This is a genomic window from Chelativorans sp. AA-79 (assembly GCF_029457495.1).
Taxonomy (GTDB): domain Bacteria; phylum Pseudomonadota; class Alphaproteobacteria; order Rhizobiales; family Rhizobiaceae; genus Chelativorans.
Window position 1 is genome coordinate 3,135,602 of the sequence record NZ_CP120361.1, and the last position, 16,102, is coordinate 3,151,703.

At 64.7% G+C, this 16,102-nt stretch carries 16 protein-coding genes and 1 pseudogene; 12 read left to right on the top strand and 5 right to left on the bottom strand.

The genetic code is table 11. From position 1 onward, the window contains the following. Nucleotides 1-22: 22 nt before the first annotated feature. Nucleotides 23-976: a LysR substrate-binding domain-containing protein gene (locus PVE73_RS15270; RefSeq protein WP_277363071.1), complete on the bottom strand. Its 954-nt coding sequence runs from the start codon at nucleotides 974-976 to the stop codon at nucleotides 23-25. 246 nt (nucleotides 977-1,222) lie between these two features. Between PVE73_RS15270 and PVE73_RS15275 the strand changes: the two genes are divergently transcribed. The 4 genes from PVE73_RS15275 (at nucleotide 1,223) to PVE73_RS15290 (ending at nucleotide 5,637) form a co-directional block, all read left to right on the top strand. Beyond that, on the top strand, nucleotides 1,223-2,830 hold the full coding sequence (locus PVE73_RS15275) for an ABC transporter substrate-binding protein (protein ID WP_277363072.1): 1,608 nt from the start codon (nucleotides 1,223-1,225) through the stop codon (nucleotides 2,828-2,830). A gap of 122 nt (nucleotides 2,831-2,952) precedes the next feature. Continuing rightward, on the top strand, nucleotides 2,953-4,068 hold the full coding sequence (locus tag PVE73_RS15280) for an FAD-dependent oxidoreductase (RefSeq protein ID WP_277363073.1): 1,116 nt from the start codon (nucleotides 2,953-2,955) through the stop codon (nucleotides 4,066-4,068). 91 nt (nucleotides 4,069-4,159) lie between these two features. Next, nucleotides 4,160-4,510 (top strand): RidA family protein, encoded by a 351-nt coding sequence (locus tag PVE73_RS15285; RefSeq protein ID WP_277363074.1) that lies wholly within the window; start codon nucleotides 4,160-4,162, stop codon nucleotides 4,508-4,510. A 26-nt stretch (nucleotides 4,511-4,536) separates the two neighbouring features. Continuing rightward, entirely contained in the window at nucleotides 4,537-5,637 is a 1,101-nt protein-coding gene (locus PVE73_RS15290; RefSeq protein ID WP_277363075.1) for an alpha-hydroxy acid oxidase, read from the top strand. Between the two features lie 27 nt (nucleotides 5,638-5,664). Here PVE73_RS15290 and PVE73_RS15295 read toward each other — a convergent pair whose 3' ends face one another. Further along, nucleotides 5,665-6,495 carry an alpha/beta hydrolase gene (locus PVE73_RS15295; protein ID WP_277363076.1) on the bottom strand — a complete coding sequence of 277 codons (831 nt, stop codon included), beginning with the start codon at nucleotides 6,493-6,495 and terminating at the stop codon, nucleotides 5,665-5,667. Nucleotides 6,496-6,635: 140 nt separating this feature from the next. Here PVE73_RS15295 and PVE73_RS15300 point away from each other — a divergent pair. The 6 genes and pseudogenes from PVE73_RS15300 to PVE73_RS15325 all read left to right on the top strand — a co-directional run. Next, nucleotides 6,636-6,829: pseudogene (locus PVE73_RS15300) on the top strand (tryptophan 2,3-dioxygenase family protein); the annotation flags it as partial. Nucleotides 6,830-6,858: 29 nt separating this feature from the next. Continuing rightward, nucleotides 6,859-7,995, top strand: coding sequence for an ABC transporter substrate-binding protein (locus PVE73_RS15305; RefSeq protein WP_277363077.1), 1,137 nt, complete (start codon nucleotides 6,859-6,861; stop codon nucleotides 7,993-7,995). Nucleotides 7,996-8,295: 300 nt separating this feature from the next. Then, on the top strand, nucleotides 8,296-9,216 hold the full coding sequence (locus PVE73_RS15310; RefSeq protein ID WP_277363078.1) for a branched-chain amino acid ABC transporter permease: 921 nt from the start codon (nucleotides 8,296-8,298) through the stop codon (nucleotides 9,214-9,216). A gap of 8 nt (nucleotides 9,217-9,224) precedes the next feature. Next, nucleotides 9,225-10,196 (top strand): branched-chain amino acid ABC transporter permease, encoded by a 972-nt coding sequence (locus PVE73_RS15315; protein ID WP_277363079.1) that lies wholly within the window; start codon nucleotides 9,225-9,227, stop codon nucleotides 10,194-10,196. Next, entirely contained in the window at nucleotides 10,189-10,938 is a 750-nt protein-coding gene (locus PVE73_RS15320) for an ABC transporter ATP-binding protein (protein WP_277363080.1), read from the top strand. The genes PVE73_RS15315 and PVE73_RS15320 overlap by 8 nt, the downstream gene beginning before the upstream one ends. Continuing rightward, nucleotides 10,935-11,621, top strand: a complete 687-nt coding sequence (locus tag PVE73_RS15325) for an ABC transporter ATP-binding protein (RefSeq protein ID WP_277363081.1) — start codon at nucleotides 10,935-10,937, stop codon at nucleotides 11,619-11,621. Before PVE73_RS15320 ends, PVE73_RS15325 begins: the two co-directional genes overlap by 4 nt. 33 nt (nucleotides 11,622-11,654) lie before the next feature. On the opposite strand, the gene PVE73_RS15330 is transcribed toward PVE73_RS15325, so the two are convergent. Further along, a complete protein-coding gene (locus PVE73_RS15330; RefSeq protein ID WP_277363082.1) occupies nucleotides 11,655-12,050 on the bottom strand; it encodes a RidA family protein in 396 nt (131 codons plus the stop codon). 245 nt (nucleotides 12,051-12,295) lie between these two features. Here PVE73_RS15330 and PVE73_RS15335 point away from each other — a divergent pair, with 245 nt between their 5' ends. Both PVE73_RS15335 and PVE73_RS15340 read left to right on the top strand, forming a co-directional pair. Continuing rightward, nucleotides 12,296-12,541 carry a zinc-finger domain-containing protein gene (locus PVE73_RS15335; protein ID WP_277363083.1) on the top strand — a complete coding sequence of 82 codons (246 nt, stop codon included), beginning with the start codon at nucleotides 12,296-12,298 and terminating at the stop codon, nucleotides 12,539-12,541. Further along, complete coding sequence (locus PVE73_RS15340; protein ID WP_277363084.1) at nucleotides 12,538-13,746, top strand: FAD-dependent monooxygenase; 1,209 nt, start codon at nucleotides 12,538-12,540, stop codon at nucleotides 13,744-13,746. The genes PVE73_RS15335 and PVE73_RS15340 overlap by 4 nt, the downstream gene beginning before the upstream one ends. A gap of 42 nt (nucleotides 13,747-13,788) precedes the next feature. Here PVE73_RS15340 and PVE73_RS15345 read toward each other — a convergent pair whose 3' ends face one another. Together PVE73_RS15345 and PVE73_RS15350 are read right to left on the bottom strand one after the other, a co-directional pair. Then, complete coding sequence (locus PVE73_RS15345; RefSeq protein ID WP_277363085.1) at nucleotides 13,789-14,592, bottom strand: amino acid ABC transporter ATP-binding protein; 804 nt, start codon at nucleotides 14,590-14,592, stop codon at nucleotides 13,789-13,791. Between the two features lie 13 nt (nucleotides 14,593-14,605). Beyond that, complete coding sequence (locus PVE73_RS15350; protein ID WP_277363086.1) at nucleotides 14,606-16,102, bottom strand: amino acid ABC transporter permease; 1,497 nt, start codon at nucleotides 16,100-16,102, stop codon at nucleotides 14,606-14,608.

The following is a 16,102-nucleotide window of genomic DNA, read 5'->3' on the forward strand; positions in this document are numbered from 1 at the left end:
TGCCTTATGTGGTGACACGGTTTTACGACAGTTTCATATCACAGACGGGTGTCATGTTCATTTCCCCCTTTCCCACCGCAGGATTCCGGCCGTCAAAGGGGGCGAGCGCGATGCGGATGAAATCCACCACCCGCTCGGCGGCGAGCGACAGGGGACGGTTCTTCGGCGTGAGCAGCCACAGGTCCATCGAGGTCTTCGGCAGCAAGGGCCGTCTTGCGAGACGATCGGCCGGATAGTCGATCCCGACGAAAGGCGGAAGGATCGAGACCCCGACGCCGTTCGCCACGAAACTGCAGGCCGTTTCCGACATCGGCACTTCGATACGGTTGCGCTTCTGAACCCCGCGCGTCTGAAAGGCCCTGTCGATGGTCATCAGCGAACAGTCGTCCCGCTCCAGCGAGACGAAGGCTTCATTGCGCAGGTCGTCGACCTCGATCACCTGCTTTTTCACCAGAGGATGGCTGGCCGGCAGAAAGCAGGCGAAATCGAAGCGCATGATCACCTCCGCATCCACCTGCGGATGGTCGAAGGGAAGGACGCTCAAGCCGATATCCACCTGCTGTGCCATCACGAGTTCGGCGACGCGGGGGGACCGCAGGCTCTGGAGCGTGAAGCGCAGGTCCGGCTGCTCGGCCAGGAACGGCGCGAGCACATGGGGAAGATAGCGCGAGGCAAGGGCCGGCATCGCCGCGACCGTCACATGCCCCCATTCGCGGCTCCGCACGGCTTCCGCCACCTTGGCGATGCGCTCCGTCCCGGCGATGAGCCGCTCCACCTCCGATGCGAGGAGCTTTGCCTCGAGTGTGGGCACGAGGCCCCCGCCGCTGCGCACGAAGAGCTTGAAGCCGCAGCTATCGGCGAAGCCTTTCAGGAGCTTACTCACCGCCGGCTGCGAAATGCTGAGCCGCTCCCCCGCACGCGTGACGGAGCCGGTTTCCATGAAGGCGTGGAACGCTTCGATCTGCCTTATATTCATCCTCGTTCCTTCCGGCCCGCCGGGGCCACGACATGCCTTTCGGTTATAATGACTGGAGGAAAAGCAATTTGACAATCATGTGACGCATGCTTTCAATTCGTCCCCAGTATTGCAGTCGCAGTACGCATGCAGCGGGCGTGGCGGGCGAGCGGTTCTTATCGACCTTCAACGGCAGTGCACCCGGGGCAGCAGCCCTGCGGGAGCAGGCGCTCGCCTACAAGCATAAACAAAAGGGGACTGAGGCAAATGAGATCAGCACTTTCCGTCGGAACACTGGCGCTTTTCATGTCGGCGGCGGCCCCCGCCCATGCGGCGATGCTTTCCGTGTGCATCGAGGGCAGCCCCGAGATTTTCAACCCGCAGCTTACGAGCAGCGGCACGACATCCTATGTTCTCGGCCAGATCTATGATGGGCTCGTATCGGTGAAGGCCGGCACGTCCGAGCTCGAGCCGGCGCTGGCGGAAAGCTGGACGATCTCGGATGACGGCCGCACTTACACCTTCAAGCTGCGCCAGGGCGTCAAGTGGCAGTCGAACGCAAGGTTCACGCCCAGTCGCGATTTCAACGCCGACGACGTCCTCTTCACCTTCGAGCGGATGATGCAGGAAGACCATCCCTACAGCAAGGTGAGCGGCGGCACCTATATCACCTTCAACACCAAGCTGGCGGACACGCTGGAATCGGTGGAGAAGATCGACGACCACACCGTGGCCTTCCACCTCAAGCAGCCGCTGGCGCCTTTCGTCGGCATCATGGCGCACCAGTCGCTCGCGATCACCTCGGCCGAATATGCCGACGCGCTGCTGAAGGCGGGGGCGCCGGAAAGGTTCGACCGCGATCCGATCGGCACGGGGCCGTTCATGCTGCAGGCCTACGAGACCGACTCCGTGGTACGCCTCATCCCCTTCCAGGAGACCTGGGGAGCCGCCATCGGCGACGAGGCGCGCACGCCCAAGGTGGACGCGGCGGTCCTCGCGATCAGCCCGGATGCCTCCGTGCGGCTGCAGCGCGCACTGGCCGGAGAGTGCCACATCGCGCTCTACCCCAATCTCGCGGACCGCGAGACCATCGAGAACAGCGACGAGCTGAACCCGGTGCAGACGCCGGTGGCGTCGTCGGGTTTCATCACCTTCAATTTCCGCGAGGAGAAGTTCCAGGACAAGCGCGTGCGCGAGGCGCTCGCGCACGCCATCGACATGGAGCCGCTGGTCGAAGTCGTCTATAACGGCATGGGCAAGGTGACCGGGGCGCTGGTCCCGCCTGCCCTCTGGGGCTCCGCCGATATCGGCGCCCATGAATATGACGTCGAGAAGGCCAAGACGCTCCTGAAGGAAGCCGGATACGAGAACGGCTTTTCCACGCAGCTCTGGGCCGTGCCCGTCGCCAGGCCATATATGCCAAATGGCCGCCGCGCCGCCGAGATGATCCAGGCCGATTGGGCGGAAATCGGCGTGGACGCCGAGATCGTCACCTTTGAATGGGCCGAATATATCCAGCGTTCGCGCGCGGGCGAGGCCCAGGTCGGCATGTTCGGCGGCATCTACGATTTTCCCGACCCGAGCCAGATCCCGAACAACTATTTCACCTGCGATTCGTCCGGCAAACCGAGTCCCTCCAACATCGGCGCCTGGTGCAACGAGGAGTTCATCTCCATCATGAACAAGGCCGGCTCGATCACCGACCAGGCCGAGCGCGAGGCGCTGTATGAAGAGGCGCAGCAGGTGTTCCACGAGGAGGTGCCGGCGGTGATCCTCGGCGGGGCGGACATGATCACGGCCGTGGACAAGAAGGTGCACGGCTATGTGCCCCAGATCTTCGGCACCAGCCGCCTTTCGGGGGTGACCGTCGAGTGAGGCCGTGGCGCCCGCGGAAAGGCGCTTTTCCGAGGTCCGTCTCCGGAAGAGGCCTTGGCGGACCATTCGCGGGCGCCTCTTGATCCCCAGCCTGAAACCCAAGCCTCAACTGCGGAAGTGACATGCGTGTCCTGATCATCGGCGCCGGAATTCTCGGCGCAAGCACTGCCTACCACCTCGTCCGGAAGGGCGTGGAGGTGGAAATCGTCGACGAAGCCCACCAGGGCAAGGCGACGCTCGCGGGGGCGGGCATCGTCTGCCCCTGGGCGACCAAGGCCGACGATCCGGACTGGTACCGCATGTATGCCGAGGGTGCGCGATATTACGATACGCTCATCGACGGGCTGCGGGAGCGCGGCGAAACCAGCCTCGGCTATGGCAAGGTCGGCGCACTGGTGGTTGCCGAGGACAAGGCCGAGCTCGACGCGGCGGAGGAACGGATCGCCCGCCGGATCAAGGATGCGCCGGAAGCCGGCGCGGTGCGGCGCATCAGCCCTGCGGAGGCTCACGGCCTCTTCCCGCCGCTGCGCCGAGACTTGGAGGCGATCCACATCCCGGGCGGCGCACGCGTCGACGCGCGGCTGCTTGCCGCGGCCATGCTGCGCGTCGCCGTCTCCATGGGGGCGAAGCTTCGCAGCGACCACGTCACGCTGGGGCTGAAGGACGGCCGTGCCGAATGCCTGGACAATGAAGGCGGTCCGATCCCCGCCGACGAGATCATCGTGACGGCCGGTGCCTGGGCTTCGCAGATCCTGGCGCCGCTCGGCCTTCTTCATCCAGTCGCGCCGCAGAAGGGGCAGATCATCCATCTGCGCCTTCCCGGCGTGGCGACCGCCGCGTGGCCGGTCGTCCTGCCCATGGGCAGCCACTACATGCTGGCCTTCGACGATTCCCGCGTGGTGATCGGAGCGACGAGAGAGGACAATTCCGGCTTCGACTACCGCGTGACGGCCGCCGGCGAATTCGAAGTGCTCGGCGCGGGGCTCAAGATCGCCCCCGGGCTCGCCGCAGCGACCCATATCGAAACCCGCGTGGGCTTCCGCCCCGCGGCCCGCACCATCAAGCCCATCCTCGGCCGTGTGCCGGATATCGGAAACCTCATCCTCGGCAACGGCCTCGGCGCCTCGGGCCTCACCGTCGGGCCGTTCGCGGGCCGGCAGCTTGCACGGGTTGCCACGGGCGGGACGACGGACGTTCCCCTTGAAGGCTATGCGCCCGCAGGCCGCCAGCCGACCTGACACGAAGAGCAGCAGCCGAAATCTCCCTATCCTCCGCGGCTGCCGCGGCGGAGCGCAGACGTTTTCTACTTGAATCAGGAAAGGACGTTTCATGATCAAACGCCATCGCAAGCACCGCATCATGCACGGCGTGGTGGAGCACAACGGCGTGCTCTATCTGGGCGGCCATGCCGCCAACGATATCTCCGTCGGCATGAAGGAACAAACCCGGCAGGTCTGCCGGAAGCTCGAAGACGTGCTTGCAGAGTGCGGGTCGGACAAGACCAGGATCCTTTCCGCCCGCATCTACATCACCGACATGTCGTGCAAGGAGGAGATGAACGAGGCCTGGCTCGAATGGCTCGACGGCGACGACCTGCCCTCGCGCGCCACCATCGGCGTCGCCGACCTCGGTGATCCCAAACGGCTCATCGAAGTCGTGCTGATCGCCGCGACGAAATAGGAACCGGCCGGACAGGGAGCAGCGCGATGACGGACAAGCGGATCGACGACCGCTACGCGACGGACGAGAAATACACGACGCTCCGCGGCATCCATGAGGACGCCCGGCGGCATCTCTCCGAGATCGACTGGAATTTCCTCTGGTGCGGCACCGGCGAGGAGGTGACGGCCAGGGACAATGTCGCAGCCTTCGACCGCTACCGCTTCGTCACGCCGCTCTTTGCCGGGATCAGCAAGCCGGACACGCGGACCAATGTGCTCGGATTCGACCTGAGCTTCCCCGCCTTCATCGCTCCATTCGGCGAGGAGGCGGTGTTCCACCCGGAAGGCCATCTGGCCATAGGGCGGGCGGCCGAGTCGGCGGGCATCCAGCAGATGGTGCCCGTGGCCGCCTCGTATTCGCTGGAAGAGATCGCGGCCGCCTCCTCCGTCGCATCGGTGTTCCAGATGACCTTCGTGGGCGAGGAGGACGCCGCGATCGACATGATGGAGCGCGCCAGGGCGGCAGGCTACAAATATATCTGCGTCACCTATTCGCCGATCCGCCAATGGCGCGAGCGCATGATGGAGGATCGCTTCTCCATCCGCGGCAAGAAAGGCAATCCCAATTTCGGGCCGGGGCTTTCCGATCCGGCTGCGCTTCTGGAACTGCTGGAATTCACCGAACCGCGATGGAGCTGGAAGCAGGCGGCGCGCGCGATTTCCCGCGCGCCCCTTCCCTGCATCGTCAAGGGCGTACAGAGCACCGACGACGCCAAGGCATCCCTCGATGCCGGCGCGATCGGCCTCTATGTCTCGAACTATGGCGGCCGAACGATGGACCGCACGCCCGCCGCGCTCGACCTTTTGCCCGACATACGCAGAGCGGCGGGACCAGACGTGCCGATCATCTTCGATTCCGGCATCCGGCGCGGCAGCGACATCGCCACGGCGCTCGCGCTCGGAGCGGACGCAGTGGCGCTCGGCCGGCTGATCGCGCTGGCTCTGGCGGCGGACGGTGAACATGGCGTGCGACGCACGCTGGAGCTTCTGCAGCGGGAATTCTGGACCACGCTCGGGCATCTGGGCTGTTCGAGCGTGGAGGACCTCGATGAATCAGTCCTCTACACGGCACAATCGGGAACCTGAAGGATCTGTCTCACCAGGAAGGCGCCCCTATTCCGCAAGCAAGGTACGCATCAGCGCGTGACGTGGATCCGCGAGACCGTCGACGACATTGAAGTGATGCCGGTCGGGCTCCACGACCGCCGAGGTGATCGCGCCAAGGCCGGTCCAGACATTGGCGAGCAGCGCGTTCTGCCGCAGGAATTCGGCCCGTTCACTGCCACCCACCCAACAGGTGATGCGCGCGCCCTCCATGGGGCGCAGGAGCGCAGGGCTTTCGGCAGCGGCTTCGGCCTCGTCGATCGCAAGCGTCCCGTTCATGCCGGTGCGCATGAGCGGACGCAGATCGTGAACGCCGGAGATCGAGACCACGCGGCGAATGCGCCCGCTCACCCGTGAGGCAAGCGGTGTGGTGGCCGAAACCATGCGGCTGACGAGATGTCCGCCGGCCGAATGTCCCGTCAGCATCAGTGGTCCTTCCACCATGGCGGCCGCCGCTTCGACCGCAGCAGCAACCTCCTTCACGATGCCGCCGATGCGAATCTGAGGGCAGAGCGTGTAGGAGGGCATGGCAACGGCATGGCCGCTCTCCACCGCTCCCGCCGCGAGATGCGACCAATAGCTCTTGTCGAACCGCAACCAGTATCCCCCATGGACGAAGACGACGAGGCCCCCGGGCTTCCCTTCGGGAAGGAAGAGGTCGAACCGGTTGCGCGGACGATCCCCATACGGAAGGTCGAGCCTGGCGCGGCCGACGCCGGCAAGGCTCTCGCGAAAAGCCCGCGCGGGCTCCATCCACGCCTCGGGCCACCGGTCGCCGCCAGGGATGTTCGGACCATTGGCATAGGCATCGTCCCAATCGGTGATCATACGCTCGAACATGGAACCTCTCCCCGTCTATGCCCCAATAGAAGCAGCCCGATCCTGGGCGGAGTCAACACGCCCGATAGACTTTGGGCTTGGAGGAAATTGCGGCCGGTGTCATGCAGCGGGAATACGCATGGCGCGGCTGGAATCGGCAGCTCTACGAATTCGCCGAGAAGCCGGTCGATTACGAGACTATTTCCGCCGCTCACGCTTCAACCACGAGACGACGGTGGAGCGCATCATCGGCTTGAAACGGGGCACCGGCGGCAGACCAGGCGTTTCCTATCTGAAGAAGATGCTGGAGGTTGAACTGTTTCCAGAACTCTGGAAAGTTCGCACCAGACTGTAGCCATCCAAGATGACGGGAGGGGAATAACAATGAAAAAAGTTCTCGCAACAGGCCTGCTTGGTCTGTCTGTGGTCATGGCCGGGCGCGCCTATGCCGAGCCGGTGAAGATCGGGGTCATCACGACGCTCTCAGGCGGCGGGGCGGGGCTCGGCGTCGACATGCGGGACGCCTTCACGCTGGCTATCGAGCAGTCCGGCAACGAGGAGATCGAGCTCGTCATCGAAGACGATGCGCAGAAGCCCGAACTCGCCGTGCAGATCGCCGAGAAGATGATCCAGAGCGACAAGGTCGACCTCATGACCGGAATCATCTGGTCGAACCTCGCCATGGCCGTGGTGCCCAACGCGGTGGCGCAGGACATCATCTATCTCTCGCCCAATGCCGGTCCCTCGGCACTTGCCGGCGCCAACTGCCATCCGAACTACTTCAACGTCGCCTACCAGAACGACAATTTCCACGAGGCGATGGGGCAATATGCCAGCCAGACCTCCAAAAAGACCTTCATCCTTGCGCCAAACTATCCGGCCGGCAAGGATTCGCTCACCGGTTTCAAGCGCTTCTACAATGGAGAGCTCGCGGGCGAGCTCTATACGCAAGTCGGCCAGACCGACTATGCTGCCGAGATCGCCCAGATCCGCGCTTCGGGTGCGGACTCGGTCTTCTTTTTCCTGCCGGGCGGCATGGGCATCGCCTTCATGAAGCAATACGCCCAGTCGGGCGTGGATATCCCGGTCATGGGGCCGAGCTTCTCCTTCAGCCAGGACGTGCTACCTGCGGTGGGCGATGCTGCGCTCGGTGTGAAGAACTCCGCCTCATGGTCAAAGGACCTGGACAACGAAGCCAACAAGACGTTCGTGGAGGCCTTCCAGGCCGAATACGGCCGGCTCCCCTCCATCTACGCCGCGCAGAGCTGGGATACGGCGAACCTCATCCTCTCCGCCCTCTCCAAGGCGAGCGTGAAGGACAAGGAAGCTTTCCGCGCCGCGCTTAAGGAAGCGGATTTCGATTCCGTTCGTGGAGATCTCGAGTTCAACACGAACAATCACCCGATCCAGGACATCTATATCCGCGAGGTGGTGAAGGAAGGCGACGTGCTCACCAACAAGATCGTGGGTACCGCCTTCGAAGACCACAATGACGCCTATGCGAGCGAGTGCAAGATGTAGGCTGGCATGGACCCCTCTCTTGCAAATTCCAAGGACCTGGCTTCGCCAAGCCCAAGAATTTGCTTTCTCCCCCGCCAAGAGGAGATAGCGCCGGCATCGGCCTCTTCCGCCAGGCGCTCAGCGCAGATGTTTTTGCAACGGCGCCGGCGCAGTCCTGATCTCCCCCTTTGGCGGGGGAGAAAGCGATTTCTTAGGTTTAGCCGGAGCAAAGTGGAGGCTAAGCCTTGGAAATCGCAAGAGAGGGGGTGACCGCCCTCACCCCGAAGCTCACCATTTGCGCTCCCAGCTGGATCCCGCCCCTTGTCCACCGCCCTCCTGATAGAGCAGCTCCTGAACGGCCTCCAGCTCGGGGTGATGCTCTTCCTCATGGCGGCGGGGCTGACGCTGATCTTCGGTGTCATGGGGCTCATCAATCTCGCCCACGGCTCGCTTTACATGGTCGGCGCCTTCGCCTGCGCATTGGTGGCGGGCGCCACCGGCTCCTTCTGGATCGGACTTGCAGCCAGCCTCGCCGCTGCCGCTGCAGCGGGCGCGATCGTCGAGATCACCGTCATCCGCAGGCTCTATGAGCGCGATCATCTCGACCAGGTGCTCGCCACCTTCGCGCTGATCCTGATCTTCTCGGAAGGCACACGCTGGCTCTTCGGCTCCTTCCCGCTTTACCTCGATATCCCACCCCTGCTTCAGGGCGCGGTCTCGCTGCCTGGCGGCGGCCAATACCAGCTCTATCGCCTCGTCATCATCGGCGTGGGCGTCCTCGTGGCGGCCGAGCTCTACCTCCTCATCTCCCGCACACGGCTCGGCATGCGTATCCGCGCCGGCGAATCCGACCGGGAGATGATCGCGGCACTCGGTGTCGACATCTCCACGCTCTACACCGTGGTCTTCGCGCTGGGGGCAGCGCTCGCCGGCCTCGCCGGCGCGCTGGTGGGGGCGCTGCAATCGGTGCAGGTCGGCATGGGCGAGCCGGTGCTGATCCTCGCCTTCGTCGTCATCGTCATCGGCGGCATCGGCTCCATCAAGGGAGCGCTGTTCGGCGCAGTGCTCGTGGGGGTGACGGACACGCTGGGGCGTTTCCTCCTGCCGCAGGCGCTGACGCTGATGCTTCCACCCTCGCAAGCAGCGCTTGTCGGCGGGGCACTCGCATCCATGCTGATCTATATCGTCATGGCGCTTATCCTCGCTTTCAGGCCGAGCGGCCTCTTCGCCACACAATCATGAGACGGGCCGTGACGCGCGAGAGCATCTCCAACCTGGCCCTCACCCTGCTTCTGCTCGCGGTGCCCATTGCCGCATCCACCATGGGCGAACCGTTCTACGTGACGCTTGCCACGCGCATCGCCATCCTGGCGCTCGCCGCCGTCGGCCTGAACCTGGCGCTCGGTCTCGGCGGCCTCGTCTCCTTCGGCCACGCAGCCTTTTTCGGGCTCGGCGGCTATGCCGCGGGCATCCTGGCGACCCACGCCTTCAACGCCGAGCCGCTTTTCCTCGGATTGCAGGCCACCACCTCCATGCCGGTCATCTGGCTGGTCGCGGTCGCCGTCTGCGGGCTGGTGGCGGTCCCCATCGGCGCGGTGAGCCTGCGCACCTCCGGCGTCTATTTCATCATGATCACCCTCGCCTTCGCGCAGATGATCTACTATTTCGCCATCTCCTGGCCCGCCTATGGCGGCCAGGACGGGTTGTCGATCTATGTGCGCAACAGCTTTCCGGGCGTGAACACGGCGCAGCCGCTGCCCTTCTTCCTGATCTGCTACGGCGTGCTGATCGCCGCCCTTGCCCTTTTCCGGGCCATGCAGGGCTCCCGGTTCGGTGCGGCACTCCAGGCCGCGCGGCAGAACCCCGTCCGACTCGCCGCCGTGGGCATCGCCCCGTTCAGGATCCGGCTCACCGCCTTCGTCGTCTCGGCGATGATCACCAGCGTCGCCGGCGCGCTCTTCGCCGACCTCAGCCGGTTCGCAAGCCCTTCGATGCTTTCCTGGCACATGTCGGGCGAGCTGATCGTGCTTGTCATCCTGGGCGGCACGGGCCGCCTGTTCGGGCCGGTGGCAGGTGCCGCGCTCTATGTGCTGTTCGAATACGCGCTGGGCGGCATCACCGAGCGCTGGCAGCTTTTCCTCGGGCTCATCCTGCTCGGCGTCGTGCTGTTTGCACGTGGCGGGCTCATGGGCCTCGTCGCGGGAAAGGAGCGCCATGGCTGAATCTGTCCTCGACATCCGCGACTTGAGAAAGAATTTCGGCGCGCTGAAGGCCACCGACGGCGTGAGCCTCACGCTGCTGCCCGGTGAGATCCACGCGCTCATCGGGCCGAATGGCGCCGGCAAGAGCACGCTCATCCACCAGATCTCGGGTTCGCTGAAGCCCGATGGCGGGACGATCCGCTTCCTAGGGCAGGATATGGCCGGGCTCGATATGGCGGCGCGGGCGCGGCTGGGGCTCGCGCGCAGCTTCCAGACCTCCTCGCTGGCGCAGGAGTTCTCGGCCCTGCGCAATGTCATGCTGGCGGTGCAGGCGAGAGCCGGCTCGAGCCTGCGCTTCTTCCGCCCGGTGATGCGCGACCGGCGCTTGACCGAGCCGGCCATGGCCATGCTCGAACGCGTCGGCCTTGCGCATCGCGCGCATGTGCCGGCGGCGGAGCTTTCCCACGGCGAACGCCGCCAGCTCGAGATCGCCATCGCGCTGGCGCTCGGCCCCAGGGCGTTCCTGCTGGACGAGCCGATGGCCGGCATGGGGCCGGAGGGCTCGAAGAGCCTCACGCATTTCCTTGACGGCCTGCGGCAGGAGGCGCCAATCCTGCTGGTCGAGCACGACATGGACGCCGTATTCGCGCTTGCCGACCGCATTTCCGTCCTCGTCTACGGCCGCATCATCGCCACGGGAAAGGTGGACGAGATCCGCAATGACGCGGAAGTCCGCCGCGCCTATCTCGGAGAAGAGACGTGAGCCTGCTGGAGCTGAAGAACGTCGAAGCCTTCTATGGCGCATCGCAGGCGCTGTTCGGCGTGAATCTCGCAGTCCGGGAGGGCGAAGTCGTAGCGCTCATGGGCCGCAACGGCATGGGCAAGACGACGACGATCCGCTCCGTCTTCGGCCTCACCCGCGCCCGCGCGGGCTCCATCCGTTTCGCCGGACGGGAGATCGCAGCGCTTAGGCCGTACCGCATCGCGCGTCTGGGTCTCGGGCTCGTGCCCGAGGGCCGGCGCTGCTTCCCGAACCTCACCGTTGCGGAGAACCTGCTTGCCGCCGCGCGCGACGGCGAATGGACCTTCAGACGGGTGGTGGGGCTCTTTCCGCGCCTGGCAGAGCGGCGCGACCAGTACGCCAACTCGCTTTCGGGTGGCGAGCAGCAGATGCTCGCCATCGGCCGCGCGCTGATGACCAATCCGCGCCTCCTGATCCTCGACGAGGCAACGGAGGGGCTGGCGCCCGTGATCCGGCGGGACATCTGGGCGGCGATCGCCAGGCTCAAGGCCGGCGGCCAATCGATCCTCGTTGTCGACAAGACGCTTTCGGAACTGCTACCCGTGGCCGATCGCTGCTTCGTGCTCGAAAAGGGCGCAACTGTCTTCGAAGGTCCGCCTCAGGCGCTCACGCCGGAGCTCCAGGACAGGTATCTGGGCGTTTGAGGCGGCTTCAGTTCACCGCCCAGCCGTGAAGCCTTAATCCGGCACCACCGCCATGGCCTGGATCTCCACCTTGGCGCGATCCTCCATCAGCCCAGCCACCTGCATGGCGGCCATGGCCGGATAATACCAGCCCATCGCCTCGCGGTAGACGACCCCGATCTGCTTGAGGTTTGCCAAGTACTCGGTCTTGTCGGTAAAATACCAGGTCATGGAGGTGATGTGCTCGGGCCTTGCGTCGGCCTCAGCCAGCACGGCCGTCACATTGAGGAGCGCCTGCCGCACCTGGCCAGCCAGATCATCGGTCTCGAACACGCAGTCCTCGTTCCAGCCAACCTGCCCGCCGACGAAGACGAACCTGCCGCGTGCGGCAATACCGTTTGCATAGCCTTTGGGCTTCTTCCATCCCCTGGGCTGCAAGATGCTGTGCATGGAAATCCCTCAATTCACAAAAATGACAGCCGAAACCAGGCCTGTCACGCTCCACCCGGAATCTGCCGGGCGATGACCACCTTCGGCAGAGAGCCCCCAACAGGAGGGTACTGCAACCACTATATTTCAAGCCATATCGGCATCCGCCGGCGCCTGCGGCCAAAGCGCCGCGGGGGCTTGCAAAGACGTCATTTATGCTACAAACGCAGCGCGATAGATCAAGACGAGCGCTTGCGGAGATTACCATGGCTGGCCACGCGACACCGCATTTCCAGAACACGAACGGGTATCCGTCGATCGAGATCGGTGTGAAGGAGTTCATGTGCGTCGGCGCCACGCCGCCCTTCGATCATCCACATGTCTTCCTGGATATGGGCGACGATTCGGAACGCGTCTGCCCCTATTGCTCGACGCTCTACCGCTACAATCCGCAGCTCAAGGCGAACGAAACCGTCCCGGCCGATTGCGTCTTCGACGAAGAGGCCGTTTGATCCCGAAATCGGCCGTGGTTGAGCGCAGGATTGTCGTCGCCGGCGCCGGCATAGCCGGTTTGACCGCCGCTCTCGCCTTTGCCGCCAAAGGAAATGCAGTCACCATTTTCGAGCGCGCCGCGCGGCTCGAGGAAGTGGGCGCCGGGCTGCAGCTCTCCCCCAATGCCACCCGCATCCTCCGTTCCCTCGGCGTGCTGGACGCCCTGCGGCAGAATGCGGTCGCGCCGGTGGCTATTGTTTTAAAGGACGCAAGAACACTCGCGTCCCTTGCCCGTGTGCCCCTGGGCGACGCGGCGGAAGAGCGTTGGGGCGCGCCTTATCTGGTCGCCCATCGCGCGGACCTGCAGCGCGCCCTTCTTGATACGCTCGGGCAGGTACCGGCGGTCACTCTCACGACGGGCGCCGAGGTGATCGGTGCCGATCTCGGCCTGCACGGTGCCAGGATCAAGCTGCGGGAGCAGGACGGCGAGCGGGAGATCGAAGCCGACCTGCTGGTCGGCGCCGACGGCGTATGGTCCGGGCTCAGGCGTCTGACCGCCGGCAAACCAAGCCGCTACACCGGCTATGTGGCCTATCGCGCAGTGCTTTCCCGGCGGCTGGAGGGTGCGATCGCACCCGATGCGGTGACGGCCGTGCTCTCACCGGATTTCCACCTCATCGCCTACCCGCTGCGCGGCGGCACGGCGACCAATCTCGTCGTGGTGGCACGAAGCGCGGAGATAGGGCGCGGCTGGGCAAACGTCGCCGACAGGGTTCACCTGCGGCGCAAGATGGAGCGCGCCGCGCCGGCGCTTTCGGCCATCATCGAGGACGCCGGCGCCTGGACAGCATGGCCCATCCATGCGGTGGATGGACGCGGGGGCTGGACCGATGCCAGGGGTCTCGCCCTCATCGGCGACGCCGCGCACGCGCTGAGCCCCTATGCGGCACAGGGTGCGGCCATGGCCATCGAGGATGCCGCCGCACTGGCGGCGCTTACGGCCGGTACGGCCGACCTTCCCGCGGCATTGACCACCTTCGAGCAGGTGCGGTCGCGGCGCGTGCGCCGCGTGGCCAGGCGCGGCGACTTCAACCGGTTCGTGTGGCATGCGGAGGGCCCCGCCGCATTGGCGCGCAACCTTGTGCTGCGGCTTCGGAGCGGACCGAGCCTAGCGGCCGATCTCGACTGGCTCTACGGCTATGACGCAGACGCGAAGCAGCCTTGAAAGACCGTTCGCCCTGCATACAGACGCGCCGGCCCCGCTCTCTCAATGCAGGATCTGCGACAGGAAGAGCTTCGTGCGCTCGTGCTGCGGATGGTCGAAGAACTCGTCCGGCGTGTTCTGCTCCACGATCTGCCCCTGATCCATGAAGATCACCCGGTTCGCCACCTGGCGGGCGAAGCCCATCTCGTGCGTGACGCAGATCATCGTCATGCCCTCCTGCGCCAGGTCCACCATGGTATCGAGCACTTCCTTGATCATTTCGGGATCGAGCGCCGAAGTCGGCTCGTCGAAGAGCATGATGCGCGGGTTCATGCAGAGCGCACGGGCGATGGCCACGCGCTGCTGCTGCCCACCCGAAAGCTGGCCGGGATATTTGTGCGCCTGCTCCGGGATACGAACGCGCTCCAGATAATGCATGGCGATCTCCTCGGCCTCCTTGCGCGGCGTCTTGCGCACCCAGATCGGCGCGAGCGTGCAGTTCTCCAGGATCGTCAGATGCGGGAAGAGATTGAAGTGCTGGAACACCATGCCGACCTCGCGGCGCACCTCGTCGATCTTCTTCAGATCGTTGGTGAGCTCGATGCCGTCGACGACGATCCTGCCCTTCTGGTGCTCCTCGAGCCGGTTGATGCAGCGGATCATGGTGGATTTCCCGGAGCCGGACGGCCCGCAGACCACGATGCGCTCGCCGCTCATCACCTTGAGGTTGATGTCGCGCAGCACGTGAAAATCACCATACCATTTGTGCATGCCGACGATCTCGATGGCGACATCGGTATCGGAGATCTTGAGCTTGGACCGATCGATACGGATGTCTTCGGCGGCGGGCAGGTTCTGGGCAGCCATTCCGGTCTCCCTCTTATCGTTTGTGGCCGGTATCGAGCCGGCGTTCAATGAACATCGAATAGCGCGACATGCCGAAGCAGAAGAGCCAGTAGACGAAGCCGGCGAAGACGAGGCCGGTGGCCGCGGTGCTCGGCGTGATCCAGTTCGGATCGGAAAAGCCCCTGCGGACGGTGCCCAGGAGATCGGCGAGGCCGATGATGTAGACCAGGCTCGTGTCCTTGAAGAGGCCGATGAAGGTGTTGACGATCCCGGGGATCACGAGCTTGATCGCCTGCGGCATGACGACGAGGCGCATCATCTGCCAATAGCCCAGACCGAGGGCCTGAGCGCCCTCATATTGGCCTTTGGGGATGGCCTGGAGCCCGCCGCGGATCACCTCGGCCATATAGGCCGCCGAAAAGACAGCCACTCCGATCAAGGCCCTCAGCAACTGGTTGAAGGTCACCCCGTCCGGCAGGAGCAGCGGGATCATGAAGGCGGACATGAAGAGAACGGTGATCAGCGGCACGCCGCGCCAGAACTCGATGAAGATGATCGAGAAGAGGCGCACCGCCGGCAGATGCGAACGTCGGCCGAGCGCCAGCAGGATGCCGATGGGCAAGGAAGCGGCGATGCCCGTGAGCGCCACCACCAGCGTGAGCATGAGGCCGCCCCACAGATTCGTCGGCACCCGCCGCAGGCCGAAATCCGCAGCCAGGACGAAGATCAGGACGGCGGTCACCAGGGGAGGAAGGAGAACGCGCATCCCGGCCGCGGAACGCCAGGTGCCGCCACGCAGCGACGACGAAATGCTCAGGCTGAGCGATCCCACCGCAGCCAGGAAGGCGAGCAGCGACAATGTGGAGAAGTCGAAACCGAGAAGCGGGACGCGGCCGCTGGGCACGATATTGGCGAGAAGAAGGATGACGAGCGCAATCCCGGCAAGAATGGTCGCTGCCTTCAGCAGGGAAGCCGGCACGGCGGCGTTGCCGCCGGCGAAAGCGGCGGAGACGAAGGCTGCAATGATGATCAGGAAAGCGATCCAGCCGCCATTGAGGCCGATATTCCCGCCAGTAAGCAACACCAGGGCCACAAAGGGAAAGCCGACCGCCAGCAGGATTCCGCTCAGCTTCTTGTATGGAGCCGCCGGAATCGCCAGCGGTGCCACCAGGACCACCAGGAGAACGAAGACGAGATCAACGCGCCAGCGCTCGCCGAGCGGATAAAGGCCGTAGAGGAACTGACCGAATTTCGCGCGCACGAAGGCCCAGCATGCCCCCACTGCACCGCCCTCGCCCGCAAGACACGCCTCCCGGTCCGTGCCCGCGAAGGTGGCAGTCGTGAGCCCCCACTGGATCAGCTGCCAGACGGCCCAGACGGTGAAGAGACCGAGGACGATGGTGATGACGGAATCGAATGGTGTGGCAAAAAGATTCCTGCGCAGCATCGCCCCCGTGCCGAATTCGCTGGGCGGCGGGGGAAGCGCCGGCTGCTGCTCGCGGGCGACATAGGCTGCTACCTGTTCTTCCAT

Coding starts and splice junctions, on each gene's coding strand:
- PVE73_RS15270 (WP_277363071.1), bottom strand. CDS start 976: ATGAATATAAGGCAGATCGAAGCGTTCCACGCCTTCATGGAAACCGGC.
- PVE73_RS15275 (WP_277363072.1), top strand. CDS start 1,223: ATGAGATCAGCACTTTCCGTCGGAACACTGGCGCTTTTCATGTCGGCG.
- PVE73_RS15335 (WP_277363083.1), top strand. CDS start 12,296: ATGGCTGGCCACGCGACACCGCATTTCCAGAACACGAACGGGTATCCG.
- PVE73_RS15285 (WP_277363074.1), top strand. CDS start 4,160: ATGATCAAACGCCATCGCAAGCACCGCATCATGCACGGCGTGGTGGAG.
- PVE73_RS15290 (WP_277363075.1), top strand. CDS start 4,537: ATGACGGACAAGCGGATCGACGACCGCTACGCGACGGACGAGAAATAC.
- PVE73_RS15345 (WP_277363085.1), bottom strand. CDS start 14,592: ATGGCTGCCCAGAACCTGCCCGCCGCCGAAGACATCCGTATCGATCGG.
- PVE73_RS15320 (WP_277363080.1), top strand. CDS start 10,189: ATGGCTGAATCTGTCCTCGACATCCGCGACTTGAGAAAGAATTTCGGC.
- PVE73_RS15330 (WP_277363082.1), bottom strand. CDS start 12,050: ATGCACAGCATCTTGCAGCCCAGGGGATGGAAGAAGCCCAAAGGCTAT.
- PVE73_RS15350 (WP_277363086.1), bottom strand. CDS start 16,102: ATGGAAGAACAGGTAGCAGCCTATGTCGCCCGCGAGCAGCAGCCGGCG.
- PVE73_RS15295 (WP_277363076.1), bottom strand. CDS start 6,495: ATGTTCGAGCGTATGATCACCGATTGGGACGATGCCTATGCCAATGGT.
- PVE73_RS15280 (WP_277363073.1), top strand. CDS start 2,953: ATGCGTGTCCTGATCATCGGCGCCGGAATTCTCGGCGCAAGCACTGCC.
- PVE73_RS15305 (WP_277363077.1), top strand. CDS start 6,859: ATGAAAAAAGTTCTCGCAACAGGCCTGCTTGGTCTGTCTGTGGTCATG.